This is a genomic window from Aquitalea aquatica, from assembly GCF_013911085.1.
GTDB lineage: Bacteria > Pseudomonadota > Gammaproteobacteria > Burkholderiales > Chromobacteriaceae > Aquitalea > Aquitalea aquatica.
In genome coordinates this window covers 1-19,698 of the sequence record NZ_JACERN010000001.1, presented here as the reverse complement: position 1 = coordinate 19,698, position 19,698 = coordinate 1, and the positions used below count along the sequence as shown (strand labels likewise).

16 protein-coding genes and 2 rRNA genes are annotated in these 19,698 nt (G+C 59.9%); 9 read left to right on the top strand and 9 right to left on the bottom strand.

All coding sequences use genetic code 11. The annotated features are described in order from the left end of the window. Positions 1 to 67: 67 nt before the first annotated feature. The gene (locus tag H2Z84_RS00090) at positions 68 to 1,258 is read right to left on the bottom strand and encodes a CaiB/BaiF CoA transferase family protein (protein WP_181834167.1); all 1,191 of its coding nucleotides are present in this window, start codon (positions 1,256 to 1,258) and stop codon (positions 68 to 70) included. A 181-nt stretch (positions 1,259 to 1,439) separates the two neighbouring features. Then, complete coding sequence (locus tag H2Z84_RS00085) at positions 1,440 to 2,627, bottom strand: acyl-CoA dehydrogenase (protein ID WP_103522807.1); 1,188 nt, start codon at positions 2,625 to 2,627, stop codon at positions 1,440 to 1,442. A 191-nt stretch (positions 2,628 to 2,818) separates the two neighbouring features. Between H2Z84_RS00085 and H2Z84_RS00080 the strand changes: the two genes are divergently transcribed. Beyond that, positions 2,819 to 3,592, top strand: coding sequence for an IclR family transcriptional regulator (locus tag H2Z84_RS00080; protein ID WP_181834166.1), 774 nt, complete (start codon positions 2,819 to 2,821; stop codon positions 3,590 to 3,592). A 60-nt stretch (positions 3,593 to 3,652) separates the two neighbouring features. Here H2Z84_RS00080 and H2Z84_RS00075 read toward each other — a convergent pair whose 3' ends face one another. Together H2Z84_RS00075 and argB are read right to left on the bottom strand one after the other, a co-directional pair. Beyond that, entirely contained in the window at positions 3,653 to 4,087 is a 435-nt protein-coding gene (locus H2Z84_RS00075) for a CBS domain-containing protein (RefSeq protein WP_181834165.1), read from the bottom strand. Between the two features lie 174 nt (positions 4,088 to 4,261). Further along, the gene (gene argB / locus H2Z84_RS00070) at positions 4,262 to 5,134 is read right to left on the bottom strand and encodes an acetylglutamate kinase (protein WP_103522820.1); all 873 of its coding nucleotides are present in this window, start codon (positions 5,132 to 5,134) and stop codon (positions 4,262 to 4,264) included. A gap of 139 nt (positions 5,135 to 5,273) precedes the next feature. Between argB and H2Z84_RS00065 the strand changes: the two genes are divergently transcribed. From H2Z84_RS00065 to gabD, 6 genes are all read left to right on the top strand, one after another. After that, positions 5,274 to 5,942 carry a TetR/AcrR family transcriptional regulator gene (locus H2Z84_RS00065; RefSeq protein WP_258869238.1) on the top strand — a complete coding sequence of 223 codons (669 nt, stop codon included), beginning with the start codon at positions 5,274 to 5,276 and terminating at the stop codon, positions 5,940 to 5,942. A gap of 14 nt (positions 5,943 to 5,956) precedes the next feature. Further along, positions 5,957 to 7,042 carry an efflux RND transporter periplasmic adaptor subunit gene (locus H2Z84_RS00060; protein ID WP_181834163.1) on the top strand — a complete coding sequence of 362 codons (1,086 nt, stop codon included), beginning with the start codon at positions 5,957 to 5,959 and terminating at the stop codon, positions 7,040 to 7,042. Further along, positions 7,042 to 10,104, top strand: a complete 3,063-nt coding sequence (locus H2Z84_RS00055; protein WP_181834162.1) for an efflux RND transporter permease subunit — start codon at positions 7,042 to 7,044, stop codon at positions 10,102 to 10,104. Before H2Z84_RS00060 ends, H2Z84_RS00055 begins: the two co-directional genes overlap by 1 nt. Beyond that, a complete protein-coding gene (locus tag H2Z84_RS00050; RefSeq protein WP_181834161.1) occupies positions 10,101 to 11,405 on the top strand; it encodes a TolC family outer membrane protein in 1,305 nt (434 codons plus the stop codon). Before H2Z84_RS00055 ends, H2Z84_RS00050 begins: the two co-directional genes overlap by 4 nt. A 272-nt stretch (positions 11,406 to 11,677) precedes the next feature. Beyond that, complete coding sequence (gene gabT, locus H2Z84_RS00045; protein WP_181834160.1) at positions 11,678 to 12,943, top strand: 4-aminobutyrate--2-oxoglutarate transaminase; 1,266 nt, start codon at positions 11,678 to 11,680, stop codon at positions 12,941 to 12,943. 91 nt (positions 12,944 to 13,034) lie between these two features. Then, complete coding sequence (gene gabD, locus H2Z84_RS00040) at positions 13,035 to 14,495, top strand: NADP-dependent succinate-semialdehyde dehydrogenase (protein ID WP_181834159.1); 1,461 nt, start codon at positions 13,035 to 13,037, stop codon at positions 14,493 to 14,495. Positions 14,496 to 14,566: 71 nt separating this feature from the next. Here the strand turns inward: gabD and H2Z84_RS00035 are convergent, their stop codons facing one another. From H2Z84_RS00035 to H2Z84_RS00025, 3 genes are all read right to left on the bottom strand, one after another. Beyond that, entirely contained in the window at positions 14,567 to 16,006 is a 1,440-nt protein-coding gene (locus H2Z84_RS00035; RefSeq protein WP_181834158.1) for a hypothetical protein, read from the bottom strand. A gap of 92 nt (positions 16,007 to 16,098) precedes the next feature. After that, the gene (locus tag H2Z84_RS00030; RefSeq protein WP_181834157.1) at positions 16,099 to 16,854 is read right to left on the bottom strand and encodes a GNAT family N-acetyltransferase; all 756 of its coding nucleotides are present in this window, start codon (positions 16,852 to 16,854) and stop codon (positions 16,099 to 16,101) included. 8 nt (positions 16,855 to 16,862) lie between these two features. Next, on the bottom strand, positions 16,863 to 17,252 hold the full coding sequence (locus tag H2Z84_RS00025) for a rhodanese-like domain-containing protein (protein ID WP_181834156.1): 390 nt from the start codon (positions 17,250 to 17,252) through the stop codon (positions 16,863 to 16,865). A 48-nt stretch (positions 17,253 to 17,300) separates the two neighbouring features. Between H2Z84_RS00025 and pdxR the strand changes: the two genes are divergently transcribed. Beyond that, a complete protein-coding gene (gene pdxR, locus H2Z84_RS00020; protein WP_220272636.1) occupies positions 17,301 to 18,809 on the top strand; it encodes a MocR-like pyridoxine biosynthesis transcription factor PdxR in 1,509 nt (502 codons plus the stop codon). Then, positions 18,806 to 19,306, top strand: coding sequence for a 2-thiouracil desulfurase family protein (locus H2Z84_RS00015; protein ID WP_181834155.1), 501 nt, complete (start codon positions 18,806 to 18,808; stop codon positions 19,304 to 19,306). The genes pdxR and H2Z84_RS00015 overlap by 4 nt, the downstream gene beginning before the upstream one ends. A gap of 75 nt (positions 19,307 to 19,381) precedes the next feature. On the opposite strand, the gene rrf (H2Z84_RS00010) is transcribed toward H2Z84_RS00015, so the two are convergent. Together rrf (H2Z84_RS00010) and rrf (H2Z84_RS00005) are read right to left on the bottom strand one after the other, a co-directional pair. Beyond that, positions 19,382 to 19,496 (bottom strand): 5S ribosomal RNA (gene rrf / locus H2Z84_RS00010). A 97-nt stretch (positions 19,497 to 19,593) separates the two neighbouring features. Beyond that, positions 19,594 to 19,698, bottom strand: a 5S ribosomal RNA gene (gene rrf, locus H2Z84_RS00005); the annotation flags it as partial.

The following is a 19,698-nucleotide window of genomic DNA, read 5'->3' as shown; positions in this document are numbered from 1 at the left end:
GCTGTCCTTATTGGCTGGCAGTCATCATGCAATGAAGCGGCCTCGCTCGTCAAAATCAAACAAGCGTTTAAACGGTGCCTTGCTCACGCAGTGTGGCAATCCTGGCAGCGTCGTAGCCCAGCGCGCGCAGTACGTCGTCGGTATGTTCACCCAGTTTGGGAGGGGCCTGATTGTACTCGACTGGCGTGCCGGAAAGTTTGATCGGACACCCTACCAAGGGCACATTTTGCCCTACGCTGTCCTGCAAGTGTATTTCCATGCCGCGGTGTTGAATCTGCGGATCGCGGAAGGCTTCATCCACGGTATTGATCGGACCGCAGGGCACACCGGCTTCATCCAGCCGTTTCAACCATTGTTCGCGGGTACTGCCCATGAAGGCTTCGGCCAGCACGGGTACCACGCTTTCGCGATGTTTCACCCGCAGCGGATTGCTGGCAAAGCGCTCGTCGTCGGCCAGTGCCGGCAGGCCAATCACCTGGCACACCGCACGGAATTGCTTGTCGTTGCCGCAGGCCAGGATGAAATGCCCATCAGCACAGGCAAACACCTGATAGGGCACGATATTGGCATGGGCATTACCCAGCCGAGGCGGCACTTGCTGGCCGATCAGCCAGTTCATATTGATGTTGGCCAAAGACGCCAGCGCGCAATCAAACAGCGCCATGTCGATGTACTGCCCCTTGCCGCTGCTCTGACGCGCGATGATGGCCGCCAGAATGGCATTACTGGCGTAGATGCCGGTAAAGAGGTCGGTCACCGCCACACCCACCTTGTGTGGTTCGCCGTTGGCCGGGCCGGTAATGCTCATCAGGCCGGACATGCCCTGCACGATGTAGTCGTAGCCGGGCAGTTCGGCATAGGGGCCATCCTGACCAAAACCGGTAATGGAGCAATACACCAGCCGCGGATTGAGCTGGCTGAGGCTGTCGTAATCCAGCCCGTATTTTTTCAGGCCGCCCACCTTGTAGTTTTCAATCACCACGTCGGCATCGCGTGCCAACGCACGCACAATCTCCTGCCCTTCCGGCTTGGTGATATCCACCGTCACCGAGCGTTTGCCACGGTTGGCGCACAAAAAATAGGCCGCCGTGCCATCCGGCAAGCTGGGCGGTGCCCACTGCCGGGTATCGTCGCCGGCACCGGGCCGCTCGACCTTGAGCACTTCGGCACCCAGGTCGGCCAGCAACTGGCCCGCCCAGGGGCCGGCCAGTACACGGGATAGATCCAGAACCTTGATGCCTGCGAGTGCGCCCGCCATGTTGCTCTCCTGATTGGTTTGATGGCCGCTGCAACAGCAACCGGATGGACAGAGTGATGCTGCCGCCACGGCAGCCGCATTACGCTGTGCACCAAAAAAAGGGCCCGGTACTCACCGGGCCTCACAAGGACAGACAGGAACCAACAACAGGGGCAGGTGGAGCCATGCCCCCGCTGTGCTATCAGGCAAATGCCTGAATACCGGTCTGGGCTCGGCCCAGAATCAGGGCATGCACATCATGCGTGCCCTCATAAGTGTTGACGGCTTCCAGGTTCATCACATGGCGGATGACGTGGAATTCGTCGGCAATGCCGTTGCCACCGTGCATATCGCGAGCGATACGGGCGATGTCCAGCGACTTGCCGCAATTGTTGCGCTTGATCAGCGAAATCATTTCCGGCGCCGCCTTGCCTTCGTCCAGCAGACGGCCGACACGGATGGCTGCCTGCAGGCCTAGGGCAATTTCAGTCTGCATATTGGCCAGCTTGAGCTGGATCAGCTGGGTGGCAGCCAGCGGGCGACCAAACTGCTTGCGATCCAGCGTGTACTGGCGGGCAGCATGCCAGCAGAATTCGGCAGCCCCCATGGCGCCCCAGGCGATACCGAAGCGCGCCTTGTTCAGGCAGCCGAACGGGCCTTTCAGACCCTTCACACCAGGCAGGATGGCATCTTCCGGCACCAGTACTTCGTCCATGACGATTTCACCGGTGATGGAAGCACGCAGGCTGAACTTGCCGTGAATCTTCGGGGCCGACAGGCCCTTCATGCCTTTTTCCAGCACAAAGCCGCGGATTTCGCCTTCATCATCCTTGGCCCATACCACGAATACATCGGCCACCGGGCTGTTGGTGATCCACATCTTGCTGCCGGACAGCACATAGCCGCCGTCTACCTTGCGGGCGCGGGTTTTCATGCCGGCCGGGTCGGAGCCGGCATCCGGCTCGGTCAGGCCGAAACAGCCCACCCATTCACCAGTGGCCAGCTTGGGCAGGTATTTGTCTTTCTGTGCTTCCGAGCCATAGGCCCAGATCGGGTGCATCACCAGGCTGGACTGCACGCTCATGGCCGAGCGGTAGCCGGAATCGACACGCTCCACTTCGCGGGCTACCAGGCCGTAAGCCACGTGGCTGAGACCGGCACAGCCGTAGCCGTCGATGGTGCAACCCAGCAGGCCCAGTTCGCCCATCTCGCTCATGATTTCGCGATCGAAGCGTTCTTCACGATTGGCCGTCAGCACGCGCGGCATCAGGCGATCCTGGCAATAGGCTTCGGCGGTCTGCTGGACCAGACGTTCTTCTTCGGTCAGCTGATCGGCCAGCAGGAAGGGATCTTCCCAGGCAAAGGGTGCGCGGCTGTTGGATGCGGCCATCGAGAGTTCTCCTTGGTTTTGCTTGTTCCGCATTGCGGAATTGCGTTTTACATTGCAGAATAGACTAACAACTCCAAATTCGGCTGTAAAGCGTTTTGTTTGATCCTGGCCACAAGCAGGCTATGCTTGCCGCTCGCGCCGCAGCGCCAGGCTGGGAAATCCAGGCCATCAAGATAGAAATGAGGAATGCAATGCAGGAAGAGGATGACAAGGACCGGCTATTCGTCACCGCGCTGGCGCGGGGTTTGCAGGTATTGGCGGCGTTCCGCCCCGGCGAATCGGCGCTGTCCAACCTGGAAATCGCCAAGCGTACCGGTCTGCCCAAGTCCACGGTGTCACGCCTGACTTACACCCTGACCAAGCTGGGTCATTTGTCGCAGGATGAACACAGCGGCTTTTACCGCCTGGGCGTAGCGCTGCTGGCACTGGGCTCGGTAGTGCTGGCCAGCTATGACATCCGCCAGGTAGCCGGCCCGCTGATGCGGGAATTTGCCCTGGAAAACAATGTGTCGATCAGCCTGGCCATGCGCGATGGCACGGATATGGTTTACCTGGAAACCTGCCGCAGTCAGTCACGGGTCAGCGTACAGCTGACCGTGGGCTCACGCGTACCGATTGCCACCACCGCCATTGGCCGGGCCTTTTATGCCGGACTGCCGGATAGCACACGCAGTCAGCTGGATGGCGAACTGGCTGCACGCTATGGCGAACGCTGGCCGGCCTTGCAGCAGCGTCTGCAACAGGCCAGCGCGGAATATCAGCACTGCGGCTACTCGGCATCGTTTGGCGAATACGAACCGGACGTGATGGCCGTGGGCGTGCACCTGCCCTCACCCAACCCGGGCCAGCCGCCAATGAGCCTGAACGCCAGCGGCCCGGCCTTTGCCTTCACAGCAGGAGTGATGCAGCAGCAAGTAGCGCCGGCGCTGATTGCCCTGCGCCAGCGCATTGTGCCGGTGGCCTGATCAGCCGCGCCAGATAGCAAAAAGCCGCCAACAGGCGGCTTTTTTCTTGCACGCAGGGACTCAAGCACTCTGAATGTAATGCACCAGCTGATTGATCACCTGCTCTTGTTCCTGAATGGTGGCATGTACCAGGTCGCCAATGGACAACATGCCCTGTACCGTCTTGCCCTCCAGCACCGGCAAGTGGCGGATGTGTTTTTCGGTCATCAACGCCATACATTGATCGGAGTTCTGGTCTGGTGTGACATACACCACCTTGCTGGTCATGATGTCACGGATGCGGGTGCCAGCAGAAGTACGCCCCTGCAGCACGATGCGCCGCGCATAGTCGCGCTCGGAGAATATCCCCACCACATCGCCGCCCTCCATCACCAGCACGGCACCGACATCATGCTCCGCCATCACCTGCAAAGCCTGAAACACGGTACTTTCCGGCGATACCGTCACCAGTACACGCCCGGACTTCTGCTCCAGCAACTGTCTGACTGTCTGCATTGCACCCTCCTTGTTCGGCCACGAGAACCTGAAACAACCTGTTTCAATACTATAGAACAAGACTGATCAACGAAATGGCAGAAGGTATGCCGCACAGCAGACAGACTTCTACACGCAAATGAAAAAGGCCGGTCAACATCGCTGTTGCCGGCCTTGCTTATTGTGTGCTGACGCCTAGCTGGCGCGAATCATGGTGCCAACACCGTCGTCAGTCATGATTTCCAGCAGCAACGCATGCGGCACACGGCCATCGATGATGTGCACGGTATTCACGCCGCTGCGTGCCGCATCCAGCGCCGAGCTGATCTTGGGCAACATGCCGCCGTGGATGGTGCCATCGGCAAACAGGCTGTCCACCTGCTCGGCGGTCAGCCCGGTCAGCAGCTTGCCTTCCTTGTCCAGCACGCCTGGGGTGTTGGTCATCAGGATCAGCTTTTCGGCATTCAAGGTTTCGGCCAGCTTGCCGGCTACCAGGTCGGCATTGATATTGTAGGCCTCGCCCTTGCTGCCCACGCCGATAGGGGCCACCACCGGAATGAAATCCTGGCGATCCAGCAGCGACACCAGCGCCGGATCGATGCTGGAGATCTCGCCGACCTGGCCGATGTCGATCTTGTCTTCACTCTCATCGCTGAGGAACATTTTTTCCGCGCGGATGAAGTGGCCATCCTTGCCGGTCAGGCCCACGGCCTTGCCGCCATGGGTATTGATCAGCGACACGATTTCCTTGTTCACCAGGCCGCCCAGCACCATCTCCACCACATCCATGGTTTCCTGGTCGGTCACCCGCATGCCCTGGATGAACTTGCCTTCCTTGCCCACGCGCTCCAGCAGTTCGTTGATCTGCGGGCCGCCGCCATGCACCACCACCGGGTTGATGCCCACCAGCTTGAGCAACACGATGTCCTTGGCAAAGCCTTCTTTCAGCGCATCGTCGGTCATGGCGTTGCCACCGTACTTGATCACGATGGTCTTGCCGGAAAAACGGCGGATATACGGCAGGGCCTCGGCGAGAACCAACGCTTTTTCAGCGGCATTTACAGACACGACAATCTCCTTCTGAGGATAAGGACCGGAGCCATTCCGGCCACTGGCGACAATGTGTTGCATTCTAATCAATCAAGCTAATGAACAGTGATTTATTAATTGTCATGACAAGGCGATTGCACTACATTGCAGGGCATTAATGAATATGAATTCAGTTAAATCCATGACCGAAAACTGCCCTATCGCCCGCTGGCGCAGGAAAAAAGAAGCCAGACCCACAGAAATATTGGATGCCGCACTAGGCCTGTTTGTAGAAAAAGGCTATCGCGCCACCAAGATGGAAGACATCGCCCGCGCCGCCGGCGTAACCAAAGGCACGCCGTATCTGTATTTTCAGAACAAGGAAGAAATTTTCAAGGCAATTGCCCGCGGCACCATCGTCGCCAATCTGCAGCAACTAGACCAGATTGCCCGCGACTTTGACGGTTCGGCCAGTGTCTTGTTGCACCGCATGGTGGAACAGTGGTGGCAACAAGTAGGCAGCGCCCAGTCCGCCGGGCTGTGCAAGCTGATGATTGCCGAAGCTGCCAATTTCCCGGAACTGGCCCAGTTTTATTTCGATGAGGTCATCGCCCCCAGCAACCAGATGTTGAGCATGGTGCTGCAACGCGGCATCGACAGTGGTGAATTCCGCGCAGTGCCGCTGGTGCACACCGTGGATGCGCTATTGGCTCCCTTGCTGACCACCATGATTTTCAGCCACTCCTTCGGCCAGTTGCCTGGCTGCTGCATCGGCTCCACCAAAGACCCGCTCGGCTTTCTCAAAGACGCGCTGGATCTGGTGCTGCACGGCCTGAAAAACAACTGACAGGAAACACGCCCATGTCCACCTCTCCCCACCTCTGGCGTTTTGCCCTGCTTGGCTTGCTGCTACTGGCTGGCTGCAACAAGCAGCAGGCCCCCAGCGAAGAAGTCCGCCCGGTACGCGTGGTCAGCGCCGGTCAGCACGGCATCGACAACGGCAACAGCTTTGCCGGACAAGTCCGCGCCCGCACTGAAACCGATCTGGCCTTCCGCGTCGGCGGCAAGGTTATCGCCAAGCTGGTCAATAGCGGCGAACACGTCAGGAAAGGCCAGGTACTGGCCCGGCTGGATGCCAGTGACACCAGCCTGGACATCAGCGCCAAGCAGGCACAACTGGCCGCGGCAGAATCCGACCTTGCCCAGCAGCAGCTCAACCTGAAGCGTTACCAGGAGCTGCTGGCCAAGCAATTCATCAGCCAGGCGCAGGTGGACAGCCAGCAAAATGGCGTCAACGCCGCGCGCGCCAAGCGCGACGAAGCCCGCGCACAACTAACCGCCAGCAGGAACCAGGGCAGCTACACCCAGCTGGTCGCCGATGCAGACGGCATCGTCAGCCAGATGCTGGCCGAGCCGGGACAGGTGGTCGCCGCTGGCCAGGCCGTGGCACGGCTGGCGCATGACGGCGAGCGCGAAGTCGCGATCCAGATTCCGGAAAATGCCCTGGCCAGCGTGCGTCAGCAAAAGAACTTCACCATCAGCCTGTGGGCCGGCAAACAGCAGTACCAGGGCCAGCTACGCGAACTGGCCGGCGATGCCGACCCAGCCACCCGCACCTATGCTGCACGCATCACCCTGCCGCAAGCCGACGACCTGGCGCTAGGCCAGACCGCAACGGTTTCCTTGCCCACAGCCAGCCATAACGACAGCGCCGCCATGCGTCTGCCGCTGACCGCACTGCTAGATGAACAGGGCAAGCATTCACTGTGGATTGTCGATACCAAGACACTACGCGTCAGCCGCCGCACCGTCAGTGTCCTCAATATGGACAGCGACAGTGTCACCGTGCGTGGAGCACTGCAGCCAGGTGACAAGGTGGTCAGTGCCGGTGTGCATCTGCTGCACGAAGGCCAGCGTGTGCTCCTGCTGCAGCAAGGCGAACAGTGATGAAGAAAATCAATCTGTCGGAATGGGCGCTTCGCCACCAGGCGCTGGTGTTCTACTTCATGGTGATGCTGATGGTATCCGGCCTGTGGGCCTACACCCAGCTGGGGCAGAAGGAAGACCCGGAATTCACCTTCAAGGCCATGCTGGTGCAGACTTACTGGCCAGGGGCCAAGGCCGAAGAGGTGGAGCAGCAGATCAGCGACCGGCTGGAAGAAAAGCTGCAGGAAATGCCGGAAATCAAATACGTGCAAAGCTACAGCAAGCCCGGCGAATCGCTGTTGCTGGTCACGCTGCGTGAGGATGTTCCGGCCAAAAACGTGCAGGGCCTGTGGTATCAGGTACGCAAAAAGCTGGGCGACGTGCGCAGCAGCCTGCCAAGTAGTGCCCTGGGGCCCTATTTCAATGACGAGTTCGGCGATACCTTCGGCAATATCTACGCCTTTACCGGCGACGGCTTCAGCGCCGAAGAACTGCGCCGCTACGTCGACCGCGCCAAGGAAGAAATCCTGCGCGTACCGGATGTAGGCAAGGTCAGCCTGGTGGGTGAGCAAAGCGAAAACATCTATATCGATCTGTCCAGCAGCAAGCTCGCTTCACTGGGACTGGACACCAGCACCATCTGGACCGCGCTGCAGCAGCAGAATGCCATGCTGCCGGCAGGAAGCTACGAAACCGCCAGCGACCGTATCTGGGTACGCCCTACCGGCAATTACAGCACGGTGGAGGCCGTAGCCAACACGCCCATCGTGGCCAATGGCAAGACGCTGCGCCTGGGTGATATCGCCAACATTCACCGCGGCTTCATTGACCCGCCTTCCTTCCGTATGCGCTTTAACGGCCAGCCGGCACTGGGCCTGGCCATCAGCATGAAAAGCGGTGGCGATGTACTAAAGCTGGGCGAGCATCTGGACGCCACCCTCAAGCAGATCCAGGCCAAGCTGCCGGTGGGTATTCAAATCCATGCGGTATCCGACCAGCCCAAGGTGGTCAAGGGCGCCGTCGGCGAATTCATGAGCTCGCTGATCGAGGCGGTACTGATCGTGCTGGCCGTCAGCTTCTTCAGCCTGGGATTGCGTACCGGGGTGGTGGTGGCGCTGTCGATTCCGCTGGTGCTGGCGATGACCTTCCTCGCCATGTACTTCTTCAAGCTCGATCTGCAACGCATCTCGCTGGGCTCGCTGATCATTGCGCTGGGCCTCTTGGTGGACGATGCCATCATCGCCGTGGAAATGATGGCGCTGAAACTGGAACAGGGCTGGAACAAGTTCCAGGCAGCGACTTATGCCTACACCAGCACCGCTTTCCCCATGCTCACCGGCACGCTGATTACCGCCGCCACCTTTCTGCCGGTGGGGCTGGCCAAGTCCGATGCCGGCGAATACGTGTTCAGCCTGTTTGCCGTGGTCGGGCTGGCACTGATCCTGTCGTGGATTGTTGCCGTGGTATTTACGCCGTTTCTGGGTTACAAGCTGCTACCGGAACAGGCCATGCATCATCAGACGCATGATGTTTACCAGAAGCCCTTCTACATCCGTTTTCGGGCGCTGCTGGAATGGTGCTTGCACTACCGCAAGACGGTCATCGCCACCACGCTGGGCGTTTTCGTCCTGTCCTTGCTGGCCTTCCGCCTGCTGGTGGCCCAGCAGTTCTTTCCTTCATCCAACCGGCCGGAGCTGATGGTGGACATGTGGCTGCCACGGGGTGCCAGTTATGCCGCCACCGAAGGTGAAGTGAAAAAGCTGGAAACGCTGATCAAGCAGGACAAGAACGTGCTCAGTGTCACCAGCTATGTCGGCAGCGGCAGCCCGCGCTTCTATCTGCCGCTCGATCAGCAGCAACAGCATCTGAACTACGCCCAGCTGATGGTGATGACCGGCGACGAGCATGTGCGCGAACTGGTCAAGGCAAGGCTGGAGTCCATCTTCGACCACGACTTCCCGCTGGTGCGCGGCCGGGTCACCCGGCTGGAAAACGGGCCGCCAGTAGGCTACCCGGTACAGTTCCGCGTGATGGGGCCGGATCACGACAAGATCCGCGCCATTGCCGCGCAGGTAGAGCAAAAAGTGCGCGCCCATCCGGCCAGCCGCCACGTCAACATCAACTGGGGCGAACAGCTGAAGGCGCTGCGCATCACACTGGACCAGGACAAGATCCGCCTGCTGGGCATCAACAGCCAGTCCTTGTCACAGCAGCTGCAGATGCTGATTTCCGGTGCCACAGTCACCGACTATCGGGACGGTAACCGTACCGTCGGGATTGTCGCGCGGCTGAACAAGCAGGAGCAGAGCGATGTGGCGGCACTGGGCAATTTGCAGGTACAAACCGCCAGTGGCCGCTTTGTGCCAGTCTCCCAGTTGGGCAAGATCGAATATCAGCCGGAAGAATCCATCATCTGGCGGCGCAACCGCCTGCCCACCATCACCGTCAATGCCGATGTGGCCGACGGCGTACAAGGGGACGATGTGTCCGCGGCGCTGTGGCCGCAGATGCAGCAGCTGGAGGCTACCCTGCCGCTGGGCTATCACATCGAGCTGGGTGGTTCGATGGAGTCCAGTGGCAATTCGCAGACCGCCATCGCCGCCGTCGCGCCCTTCATGATCGTGGTGGTGCTGACCCTGCTGATGCTGCAACTGCAAAGCTTCCAGCGCACCCTGATGGTCTTGCTGACCGCACCGCTGGGCATGATAGGTGTCACGCTGACGCTGATCATCTTCCATTCGCCCTTTGGCTTTGTCGCCATGCTGGGGGTGATTGCCCTGTCCGGCATGATCATGCGCAATTCGGTGATTCTGGTTGACCAGATCGAACAGGACATCCGCGAAGGCATAGACCGGCACGAAGCCATCATCGGCTCGACGGTACGGCGCTTCCGCCCCATTATGCTGACGGCACTAGCCGCCATCCTGGCCATGATTCCGCTCACCCGCAGCACCTTCTGGGGGCCGATGGCCGTGGCCATCATGGGCGGCCTGCTGGTAGCTACCGTGCTGACCCTGCTGTTTTTGCCTGCCCTGTACGCCCAGTGGTTCAGGGTGGAAAGCAAACCGAAGAGAACATCATGAAGACATACGCCCACTGCGCACCGCTGCTGAGTGGACTGGCCCTGCTGCTGGCCAGCACGGCCACGCCGGCCTTCGACCTGAACCAGGCCTGGCTGGCCGCCCGCGATTACAATAGCGACTACGCCGCCTCGCGTGCCGACCTTGGTGCCGGCCGCGAACAGGCAGTACAAGGCCGTGCCCAGTTGCTGCCACAAGTGGCGCTGACCGGCAGTTACAGCCACACCAACCCCACCCAGCCGGCCGGGCAGTCCACTTACGACAGCTCCGGCTATGGCGTGCAGCTTAGCCAGCCCTTATTCGACACCAGCAAGTACAGCGCCTATCAGAAAGGCAAGATCGCCAGCCAGCAGGCAGAAACCGCCTTCAGCGCGGCGGAGCAGCAACTGATCGTCGACATCGCCCGCGCCTATTTTGATGTTCTGCTGGCCGAAGACACCCTGGCCGCCACCCGCGCCAGCAAAAAGGCCTATCACACGCAGCTGGAACAGGCGAAGACCGCCTTTGAGCTGGGTACAGCCACCATCATCGATACCCACGAAGCCCAGGCCGGCTTCGATGCCGCCAGCGCCAAGGAAATCGTTGCACTGAACCAGCAGGAAATCAGCCAGAACAATCTGCGTCGGCTGACCGGCCTGGATGCCAGCGCCATCCAGCCCTTGCAGCAACAACTGCCACCACCGCCCGCCGGCACCTTGCAAGGCTGGCTGGAGCAGGCGGCCAGCCATAGCCGCAGCTTGCAGGCGGCCGAACAAGCACTGGCCTACGCCAGCCAGACCGTAACGGAAAAGCGCGGCAACCAGCTGCCGGTACTTGCCCTGAATGCCGGCTACAACGACAACCGCAACAACCAGCCCGGCAATGTACCCGTCACCCGTGGCAGTAGCATCGGCCTTTCTGTCAGCCTGCCGCTGTTTGCCGGCGGCGGCATCAACTCGCAAATTCGCGAAGCACTGGCTCGCGAAGAGTCCGCCCGCGACAAGCTGGAATCTGCCCGCCGCCAGCTCAAGGAAGATGTCCGCAAAAGCTGGCTGGGTGTAACCAATGGCGCGGCGCTGGTGCGGGCGCAGCAACAGCTGCTGGTATCAGCCAAAAGCAAGGTCGATTCCACCAAGCTGGGCAAGGAAGTGGGTATTCGTACCAACCTGGACGTGTTGCAGGCAGAGCAGGCTTACTACGATGCGCTCACCAGCCTGGCTACCGCCAAATACGATTACCTGACGGCACGCCTGCAACTGGGACAGGTGGCCGGCACGCTGGATGAGGCGCTGCTGCAGGAGGTGAATGCGGCAGTGCGGCATTAAGAAAATTTGTTGCTTTTGATCAAATGGAGCTACTGTTCGCACAGCGGCTCCATTTTTCATGGTGTGCTGGTCTTGCAACAAGTGTTTAACTTTTTGTAGCAAGTGTAGCTTTTTGCTAAACACCTGATTAGAATCAAACGACTCTGGAAGCCGCCGAATTATCGCACCGGCAGCTGGTTGACCCGGCAAAAAAGCACCGAAAGTGCTGCCACCCAACCAGCCCTTCCGTCCAGGACATCGCCGCCAGGCACCCCAATCTTAGGAGAGATGGAATGAGCAACAAGGATCTGATGCAACGCAAGGCCGAGGCTACCCCGCGCGGCGTGGGTGTAATGTGTACTTTCTTTGCCGACAAGGCCAAGAACGCCGAAGTATGGGATGTCGAAGGCAACCGTTACATCGACTTTGCTGGCGGTATCGGCGTACTGAACACCGGCCACCTTCACCCCAAGGTACAGGCTGCCGTTGCCGAGCAACTGAACAAGTTCAGCCACACCTGCTACCAGGTTGTTCCCTACGAATCCTATGTTGACGTGGCCGAAAAGCTGAACAAGCTGACCCCGGGCAACTTTGCCAAGAAAACCGCCTTTTTCAGCACCGGTGCCGAAGCCGTCGAGAACGCCATCAAGGTAGCTCGCGCAGCCACCGGCCGCCCGGGTGTGATCGCATTTGGTGGTGCCTTCCACGGCCGCACCATGCTGGGCATGGCGCTGACCGGCAAGGTAGCCCCCTACAAAATCGGCTTTGGTCCGTTTGTTGGTGAGATCTACCACGCTGCCTACCCGAATGCCCTGCACGGCGTATCGGTGGAAGATTCGCTGGCCAGCATCGAAAAACTGTTCAAGTTTGATATCGAAGCCAAGCGCGTTGCCGCCATCATCTTCGAACCGGTACAAGGCGAAGGTGGTTTCTACTCCGCTCCGGCCGAATGGGTACGTGCCATCCGCAAGCTGTGTGACGACAACGGTATCGTGATGATTGCCGACGAAGTGCAAGCCGGCTTTGCCCGTACCGGCAAGCTGTTTGCCATGGAACACTACGATGTAACCCCGGACCTGACCACCATGGCCAAGTCGCTGGCTGGCGGTTTCCCGCTGGCAGCCCTGGTCGGCAAGGCCGAACTGATGGACGCACCGGCACCGGGCGGCCTGGGTGGCACTTACGCGGGTAGCCCGCTGGGTCTGGCCGCTGCCAGCGCCGTCATCGACGTGATTCAGGAAGAAAAGCTACTGGAACGCTCCAACAAGCTGGGTGAGCTGCTGAAAGAAAAGCTGCACAGCCTGAAGAAAGACATCCCGCAGATCACCGACGTACGTGGTCTGGGCGCGATGGTGGCCGTCGAATTCAACAAGCCGGGCACCCACGAGCCGGATGCCGAATTCACCAAGAAGGTACAGACCAAGGCACTGGAATCCGGCCTGATCCTGCTGACTTGCGGCGTGTACTACAACGTGGTGCGCTTCCTGTTCCCGCTGACCATCGAAGATGAAATCTTCGCTGAAGCGCTGACCAAGCTGGAAGCCGCCCTGAAGGCCTGATCGCTTAACGGCTGATGGCAACGGCCAATCCCGGCAGCGGGGTTGGCCGTCTGCACAAACAATATCCTCCGCCCACCTTCTGGAGAGAGACATGCTGAACCTGAAAGATCCTTCCCTGCTCAAGCAGCAGTGCTATATCAACGGCCAATGGCTGGATGCCGACAATGGCGAAACCATCCCGGTCACCAACCCGGCCACTGGTGAAGTGATTGCCAGCGTACCGAAAATGGGCAAGGCCGAAGCCGAACGCGCTGTAGCTGGTGCTGCCGAAGCCTTCAAGAGCTGGAAAAAGAAATCCGCCAAGGAACGTGCCACCATTCTGCGCCGCTGGTTTGACCTGATGATGGCCAACCAGGACGACCTGGCTGTGATCCTGACCTGCGAACAGGGCAAGCCGCTGGCCGAAGCCAAGGGCGAAATCGCCTATGGTGCTTCCTATATCGAATGGTATGCCGAAGAAGCCAAGCGCCTGTACGGCGACACCATCCCGGCACCGGCTGCGGACCGCCGCATTCTGGTAACCAAAGAGCCGATCGGCGTGACCGCCGCCATCACCCCGTGGAACTTCCCCAACGCCATGATCACCCGCAAGGCTGCTCCGGCACTGGCGGCTGGTTGCCCGATGGTGGTACGCCCAGCCAGCCAGACCCCGCTGTCGGCCCTGGCCATTGCCGTGCTGGCCGAACGTGCCGGCATCCCGGCAGGCGTGTTCTCGGTACTGACCGGTGGCTCCAGCGAAATCGGCAGCGTGCTGACTGGCAGCGACACCGTGAAGAAATTCTCCTTTACCGGCTCCACCGAAGTGGGTCGCAAGCTGATCGCCCAGTGTGCAGATACCGTCAAGAAAGTATCGATGGAACTGGGCGGCAACGCGCCGTTCATCGTGTTTGACGATGCCGATCTGGATGCTGCAGTTGAAGGCGCCATGATCTCCAAGTACCGCAATGCCGGCCAGACCTGCGTCTGCGCCAACCGCCTGCTGGTACAGGATGGCGTCTATGATGCCTTTGCCGAAAAATTTGCGGCTGCAGTAGCCAAGCTGAACGTGGGCAATGGTCTGGAAAACGGCGTTACCCAAGGTCCGATGATCGACACCAATGCCGTAGCCAAGGTGGAAGAGCACATTGCCGACGCGCTGGCCAAAGGCGGCAAGCTGGTAGCCGGTGGCAAGCGCCACGCTCTGGGTCACAGCTTCTTCGAACCCACCGTGATTACCGGCGTGACGCCGGCGATGAAAGTGGCCAAGGAAGAAACCTTCGGCCCGCTGGCACCGCTGTTCCGCTTCAGCACCGAAGAAGAAGCCATCCAGATGGCCAACGACACCGAATTCGGTCTGGCCAGCTACTTCTATGCCCGCGATGTGGGTCGTATCTTCCGCGTATCGGAAGGCCTGGAGTACGGCATGGTCGCCGTCAACAGCGGCATCCTGTCCAATGAAGCGGCACCCTTCGGTGGCGTAAAGCAATCCGGCCTCGGCCGCGAAGGCAGCAAGTACGGTATTGAAGACTATCTGGAAATCAAATACGTACTGCTGGGCGGCCTGGACAAGTAAGTCAGGCAAGTCCAGCCACCAACAAAAAAGGCCGCGTTTGCGGCCTTTTTTCTTATTGCACCAGCGGCAACTCAGTGCAGCTTGACGATGGTTTCCGAGAGTGGAATGTCAGCTTCGCGCAGGCAATCGCACAAGTCCTGCCAGGTGGCATCCTTGTCCGGCGCCACGTCCGGCACCATCAGCCAGGGCGAGCGCGCCAGCAGTTCCTCGCTGCCACGCAGCTTGAGGCCCACCTCATAACCCTGCATTTCCGGCTGATATTCGGCCACGGCTTCCAGGTCTTGCAGCCCGCCAACCCGGGTCGCAATCAGGGCCACGGTCAGTCCCAGCCGCTTGCGGTTCCAGGCGCGTACGCCCGCCTGCAAGGACTCCCACCACGGCAGCGGCGCAAACAGCTCGGCCTCGCCATATTCCATCTCGGCCCCGATGGCCTGTTGCACCAGCGGCATTACTGCATCCAGCGCCTTGCGCGACAATTGCCGCGCCTGTTCCACCGGCAAGGCACCACGCTCCACCAGGAAAGGCAGCCAGGAAATCACCAGTTGCGGCTCCTGCGTCTTGCGCGCCGCCTCGTAAGTGGCGCGGGAGGAGTCTGGATCAAGCGGCGCAAAATCACAACCGGCATCCATCACACCGGCCAGATGCATCAGGTTTTGGCAGGCTCGCTCATTCAACATGTCCACGGTAAACAGCGTGGGAGAAATCCACAGAATGGCTTTTTCCGGCACATCCAGCGCATCAGCCAGCGGGGTTTCCAGCCGTTCCAAGAGAGGGAAGTGCCACCACACCCCACCCTGTGCCCGGGAAAAGGCAAACGGCAAGGCCCACAATTCGAAAGACATCACCGAGCCATCCGCCCGCACTACCTCAGGAAAGGCGATGGCATCACGTGCACTATTCACCAGCAAGGCACGCGCCGCTGGCTCACCTAGCAGGGATAGCTGGGCTTCGGTGAATACCGCCTGGTCACCGCCCATCAACGCCTGCTGTACCTGGGCGGCAAAACCGGCGCGATGAATCGGGTCTTGCGCGGCGGCACGCGCCGCCTCCCGCAAGGTGCGGATGGCGCGGCTACGCTCGGCTGGCGGCAAGGGTTCGGTTGGCCCCTGGCGCATTTCCCTGGCCTTGGGCCCGACTTCACGTTCGGCATAGGCCTCATGCAAGCGCTGATAGCAGGCAATGGCTTCGTCACAGATGGCCTGCAAACGGGCCGCTGTCGGGGCCTCGCCAGTGAAGGTGAAATCAAACAGGCGCAAGCCGCGGTTGCATACGTAAACGCTGCGGTTGCCAGCCACGTCGAATAACAGCGCGCTGGCGAACTCCTCTTCATCACGACCGGCAAAGTCGGTGAAGTCATTGCCAACCAGTCGGCAGACAAAGGCCGGGGCAGCGGTATGCACCAGATACTCGGTCGCTTCCAGACCGGACTCGTCCACGGCGTCGCCAAAAATGAAGCGATTGGGCAGTTGCGGCTCGCCCTTGATATGGGCATTGCGGGGATGAGGTGTCATCAGTCAACCAGAAAAATCAGCAAAAACATCCCATTGTACCCGCCAGCCTACCCGAGGTGAAACCTCGGGAGGCCCAAATGCCGCAATTAGGCTTATTGCTGCGCTTGTCTCCAGCTTGTCATCATCGCGGCCAAAGCCTGGCGCTGCTGTCCGGCTGCATCGAAATTGTCGCTGGACAGCCATTGCTCCAGCTTCTGGCGCACCATCGGCCACTCGCCATCGAGTATCGAATACCAGGCGGTATCGCGGTTACGCCCCTTGCTGATCATCGCCTGCCGGAACAAGCCTTCAAACAGAAAACCCAAGCGCTCGGCCGCGCGGCGTGAAGGCAGGTTGAGGGCATTGCACTTCCACTCATAGCGCCGGTAGCCCAGCTCGAAGGCATGGCGCATCAGCAGATACATGGCTTCGGTCGCCGCTGGCGTGCGTTGCAGCAAGGGCGAGAAATTAAGATGGCCCACTTCGATCACCCCATTGGCCGGGTCGATGCGCAAATAGCTCGCCAGGCCAACAGCCTGCCCCGACCCCGCGTCCACGATGGCGTAAAACTGCGGATCAGCCAGACCTTCCTTGCTGCTCAGCCATTGCTGATAGCTTGCCAGATCACCAAACGGGCCATAGGGCAGATAGCTCCAGTTTGCGCCCGCGACATCTCGCTGCATCGCTGCGTAGAGCGCCTCACCATGGCGGGCCACCGACAAGGGCTCCAGCTGGCAATATTGTCCTTGCAACACCACGGGCTGCGGCTGCGGACAGGGCTGCCACGCGGGCAACGGCAGGCCATGCAATTGGCCCAGGGCATTGACCTCGCCAGCAGCCAGGCGCTGCGCGATAAAAGCATCAGACATAAGCACTCCTAACAGGCACAGTGAATGGAAGAGGCCGCCACCGCATGGCTGCCAACGGTGGCGTAGCCATCACGCTTCCACCAATCCAGCCCACCCTGCAGCTCTTTTACCCTAAACCCCAGCTGCAACAGCTTGATCGCCCCATTGGTTGAGCCATTACAGCCGATGCCATCACAAAACGGCACCAGCAAGGCATCATGCGGCAGAGCTGCAGTAGTTTCTACCGACATGGTCCGGTGCGGCAGCGACAATGCACCAGGAATGGTTTCCCGCTCAAATGCACTGGTAGCACGGGTATCGATCAGGATCAGCTTCTCCCCGGCATCCAGTGCAGCCTTTACATCAGCGGCATCGATTTCATAGGCCAGCTTGGCCTGATAGAACTCCAGCTGTGTCATCAGCCTCTCCTTGTGCATGCATTGCAATATCAGCAGATTACGGGCAAATTGATTCCTCTAAAAGAACCACTTACTACCCTCAAGCAGGAACCACTCACCATCGTGCAAACCGACTGGATTATCGAACACCTGCAGCGTTGCTTGCTGCGCGACGGGCAGGCCACACTGGGGCAGCAGTTATACCGTCTGCTACGCGAAGCCATACGCAGTCAGCAACTGAAAGGCGGCACCGCCCTGCCCGCCAGCCGCGCCCTGGCGCAGGCGCTGCAAGTCGGCCGCAATACCGTGCTGGCCGCCTACGACCAGTTATTGGCAGAAGGCTATCTGCACAGCAAGCAGGGAGCCGGCACTTTTGTCAGCGGGGTGTTTGCCCAGCAAAGCGCCCATACGCCACTAACCATGCCACATGCCGGCCTGTCACAGCGTGGGCAGCAACTGACCGCGCAGTGCCGCTTGCCCACCGGGCTGACTGGTGCTTTTGCGCCTGGCCTGCCGGAATTACAGCAGTTCCCGCATCACACCTGGCAGCGACTGCAGCAAGTTCGCAGCAAACAGGCTCCTGCTCACTGGTGGCATTATCAGCAACAAGGCGGCCTGCCAGAACTCAGGCAAGCGGTATGCGACTATCTGCAGCTGTCGCGCTCGGTGCGCTGCCAGCCCGAGCAGATCCTCATCGTGCAAGGCGCCCAGCAGGCACTGGAGCTTACCGCCAGGTTGTTGAGCGATGCCGGCGACTGCGCCTGGATAGAGGACCCGGGCTATGTTGGCGCCCAGGCAGCACTGCAAGCTGCCGGGCTGCAGCTCACTCCCGTAGCTGTAGACGACGAAGGCCTGAATCCGGCTGCAGCACCTGCCGGCAGCACGCCACGGCTGATCTACATCACCCCTTCCCACCAATATCCCAGTGGCGTGGTAATGTCGCTGCAACGGCGCTTGGAGCTGCTGCAGTTGGCCGAAACCTGCAATAGCTGGATCATCGAGGACGATTACGACAGCGAATTCCGCTATGATGCTCAGCCCATCGCCTCCTTGCAGGGCTTGGCCAGCAGCGAGCGGGTCATCTATGTCGGCACCTTCAGCAAGGTGATGTTTCCGGCATTACGGCTAGGCTATCTAGTCATCCCACCCGCCTTGATTGACAGTTTTCGTGCAGCCTATGCCCGCCTCTACCGCGAAGGCAGCTATGCCCAGCAAGCGGCGCTGGCCGACTTTATCGAACAGGGGTACTTTGCCCGACACATCCGCCGCATGCGCGAGCTGTACCGCATACGCCAACAACTGCTGCGCCATACACTGGACCATGCCCTGGGCACGGCCCTTCCCTTATCCGCAGGCCAGGCCGGCATGCATCTGGTGGCCCGGCTGCCAACCCATGTCGACGACCAGCAACTGAGCAATCATGCCGCCCAGGAACAGCTGTGGCTACGTCCGCTATCCGGCCATTACCTGGAACAAGCACAGCAACAAGGGCTGGTGCTGGGTTATGCTGGCGTGGAAGAAACCATGATCCGCCAGTCTGCCCTGCGACTGGCACAATTGCTGGAGCCCATGCTGTGAGCCATCACAAACCACCATTGCTGATCAGCGCCTGCCTGCTGGGACAGCCTGTGCGCTACGATGGCCAGTCAAAGAGCCAGGATGCCGCATGCCTGACACAACTGGCGGCACATTACCAGCTACTGCCCGTCTGCCCCGAATGCGCTGGCGGACTGCCTGTACCACGCCCAGCCGCTGAAATCATCCATGGCGATGGCCGGCAGGTGCTGCTCGGCCAGGCCTGGGTGGTTACGGCCAGTGGCGAAGATGTCAGCCAGCCATTCAAGGCTGGTGCCGAGCTCACTCTGCAGCTGGCCAAGCAATATGGTTGCCAGTTGGCATTGCTTAAAGCCAATAGCCCGTCCTGTGGCAATCACGACATCTACGATGGGAGCTTCAGTCAGCAGTTGCAGCACGGCCAGGGTGTAACCGCAGCGTTGCTGCAACAACATGACTTGCAGGTATTCAATGAAAATGAAATAGACCAACTGCTGGCACTGGTGACCGACATGCGTTGATTTGATGAGATCAGAATGCAAAAAGCCCGGAACAAGTCCGGGCTTTTTGCTAGCCAGCATGCTGGCGAATGGGAAGTTTGGCGGTGTCCTACTTTCACATGGCGAATGCCACACTATCATCGGCGCTAAGGCGTTTCACGGTCCTGTTCGGGATGGGAAGGCGTGGGACCACCTCGCTATGGCCACCAAACACAAGCTGTCATCTGCTTTCCTGCCGGAATGACTCAACAGTCAGGAAAACAGCTAAATCAAAGCCCAGCTCGGATGAGCTGGGCTTCTAATGGGGAGTCTGGCGGTGTCCTACTTTCACATGGCGAATGCCACACTATCATCGGCGCTAAGGCGTTTCACGGTCCTGTTCGGGATGGGAAGGCGTGGGACCACCTCGCTAT

What these genes read in the sequence shown, in the direction of transcription:
- H2Z84_RS00090 (WP_181834167.1), bottom strand. Translation starts at nt 1,258, where the DNA reads ATGGCGGGCGCACTCGCAGGCATCAAGGTTCTGGATCTATCCCGTGTA.
- H2Z84_RS00085 (WP_103522807.1), bottom strand. Translation starts at nt 2,627, where the DNA reads ATGGCCGCATCCAACAGCCGCGCACCCTTTGCCTGGGAAGATCCCTTC.
- H2Z84_RS00080 (WP_181834166.1), top strand. Translation starts at nt 2,819, where the DNA reads ATGCAGGAAGAGGATGACAAGGACCGGCTATTCGTCACCGCGCTGGCG.
- H2Z84_RS00075 (WP_181834165.1), bottom strand. Translation starts at nt 4,087, where the DNA reads ATGCAGACAGTCAGACAGTTGCTGGAGCAGAAGTCCGGGCGTGTACTG.
- H2Z84_RS00065 (WP_258869238.1), top strand. Translation starts at nt 5,274, where the DNA reads ATGAATATGAATTCAGTTAAATCCATGACCGAAAACTGCCCTATCGCC.
- H2Z84_RS00060 (WP_181834163.1), top strand. Translation starts at nt 5,957, where the DNA reads ATGTCCACCTCTCCCCACCTCTGGCGTTTTGCCCTGCTTGGCTTGCTG.
- H2Z84_RS00055 (WP_181834162.1), top strand. Translation starts at nt 7,042, where the DNA reads ATGAAGAAAATCAATCTGTCGGAATGGGCGCTTCGCCACCAGGCGCTG.
- H2Z84_RS00050 (WP_181834161.1), top strand. Translation starts at nt 10,101, where the DNA reads ATGAAGACATACGCCCACTGCGCACCGCTGCTGAGTGGACTGGCCCTG.
- gabT (WP_181834160.1), top strand. Translation starts at nt 11,678, where the DNA reads ATGAGCAACAAGGATCTGATGCAACGCAAGGCCGAGGCTACCCCGCGC.
- gabD (WP_181834159.1), top strand. Translation starts at nt 13,035, where the DNA reads ATGCTGAACCTGAAAGATCCTTCCCTGCTCAAGCAGCAGTGCTATATC.
- H2Z84_RS00035 (WP_181834158.1), bottom strand. Translation starts at nt 16,006, where the DNA reads ATGACACCTCATCCCCGCAATGCCCATATCAAGGGCGAGCCGCAACTG.
- H2Z84_RS00030 (WP_181834157.1), bottom strand. Translation starts at nt 16,854, where the DNA reads ATGTCTGATGCTTTTATCGCGCAGCGCCTGGCTGCTGGCGAGGTCAAT.
- H2Z84_RS00025 (WP_181834156.1), bottom strand. Translation starts at nt 17,252, where the DNA reads ATGACACAGCTGGAGTTCTATCAGGCCAAGCTGGCCTATGAAATCGAT.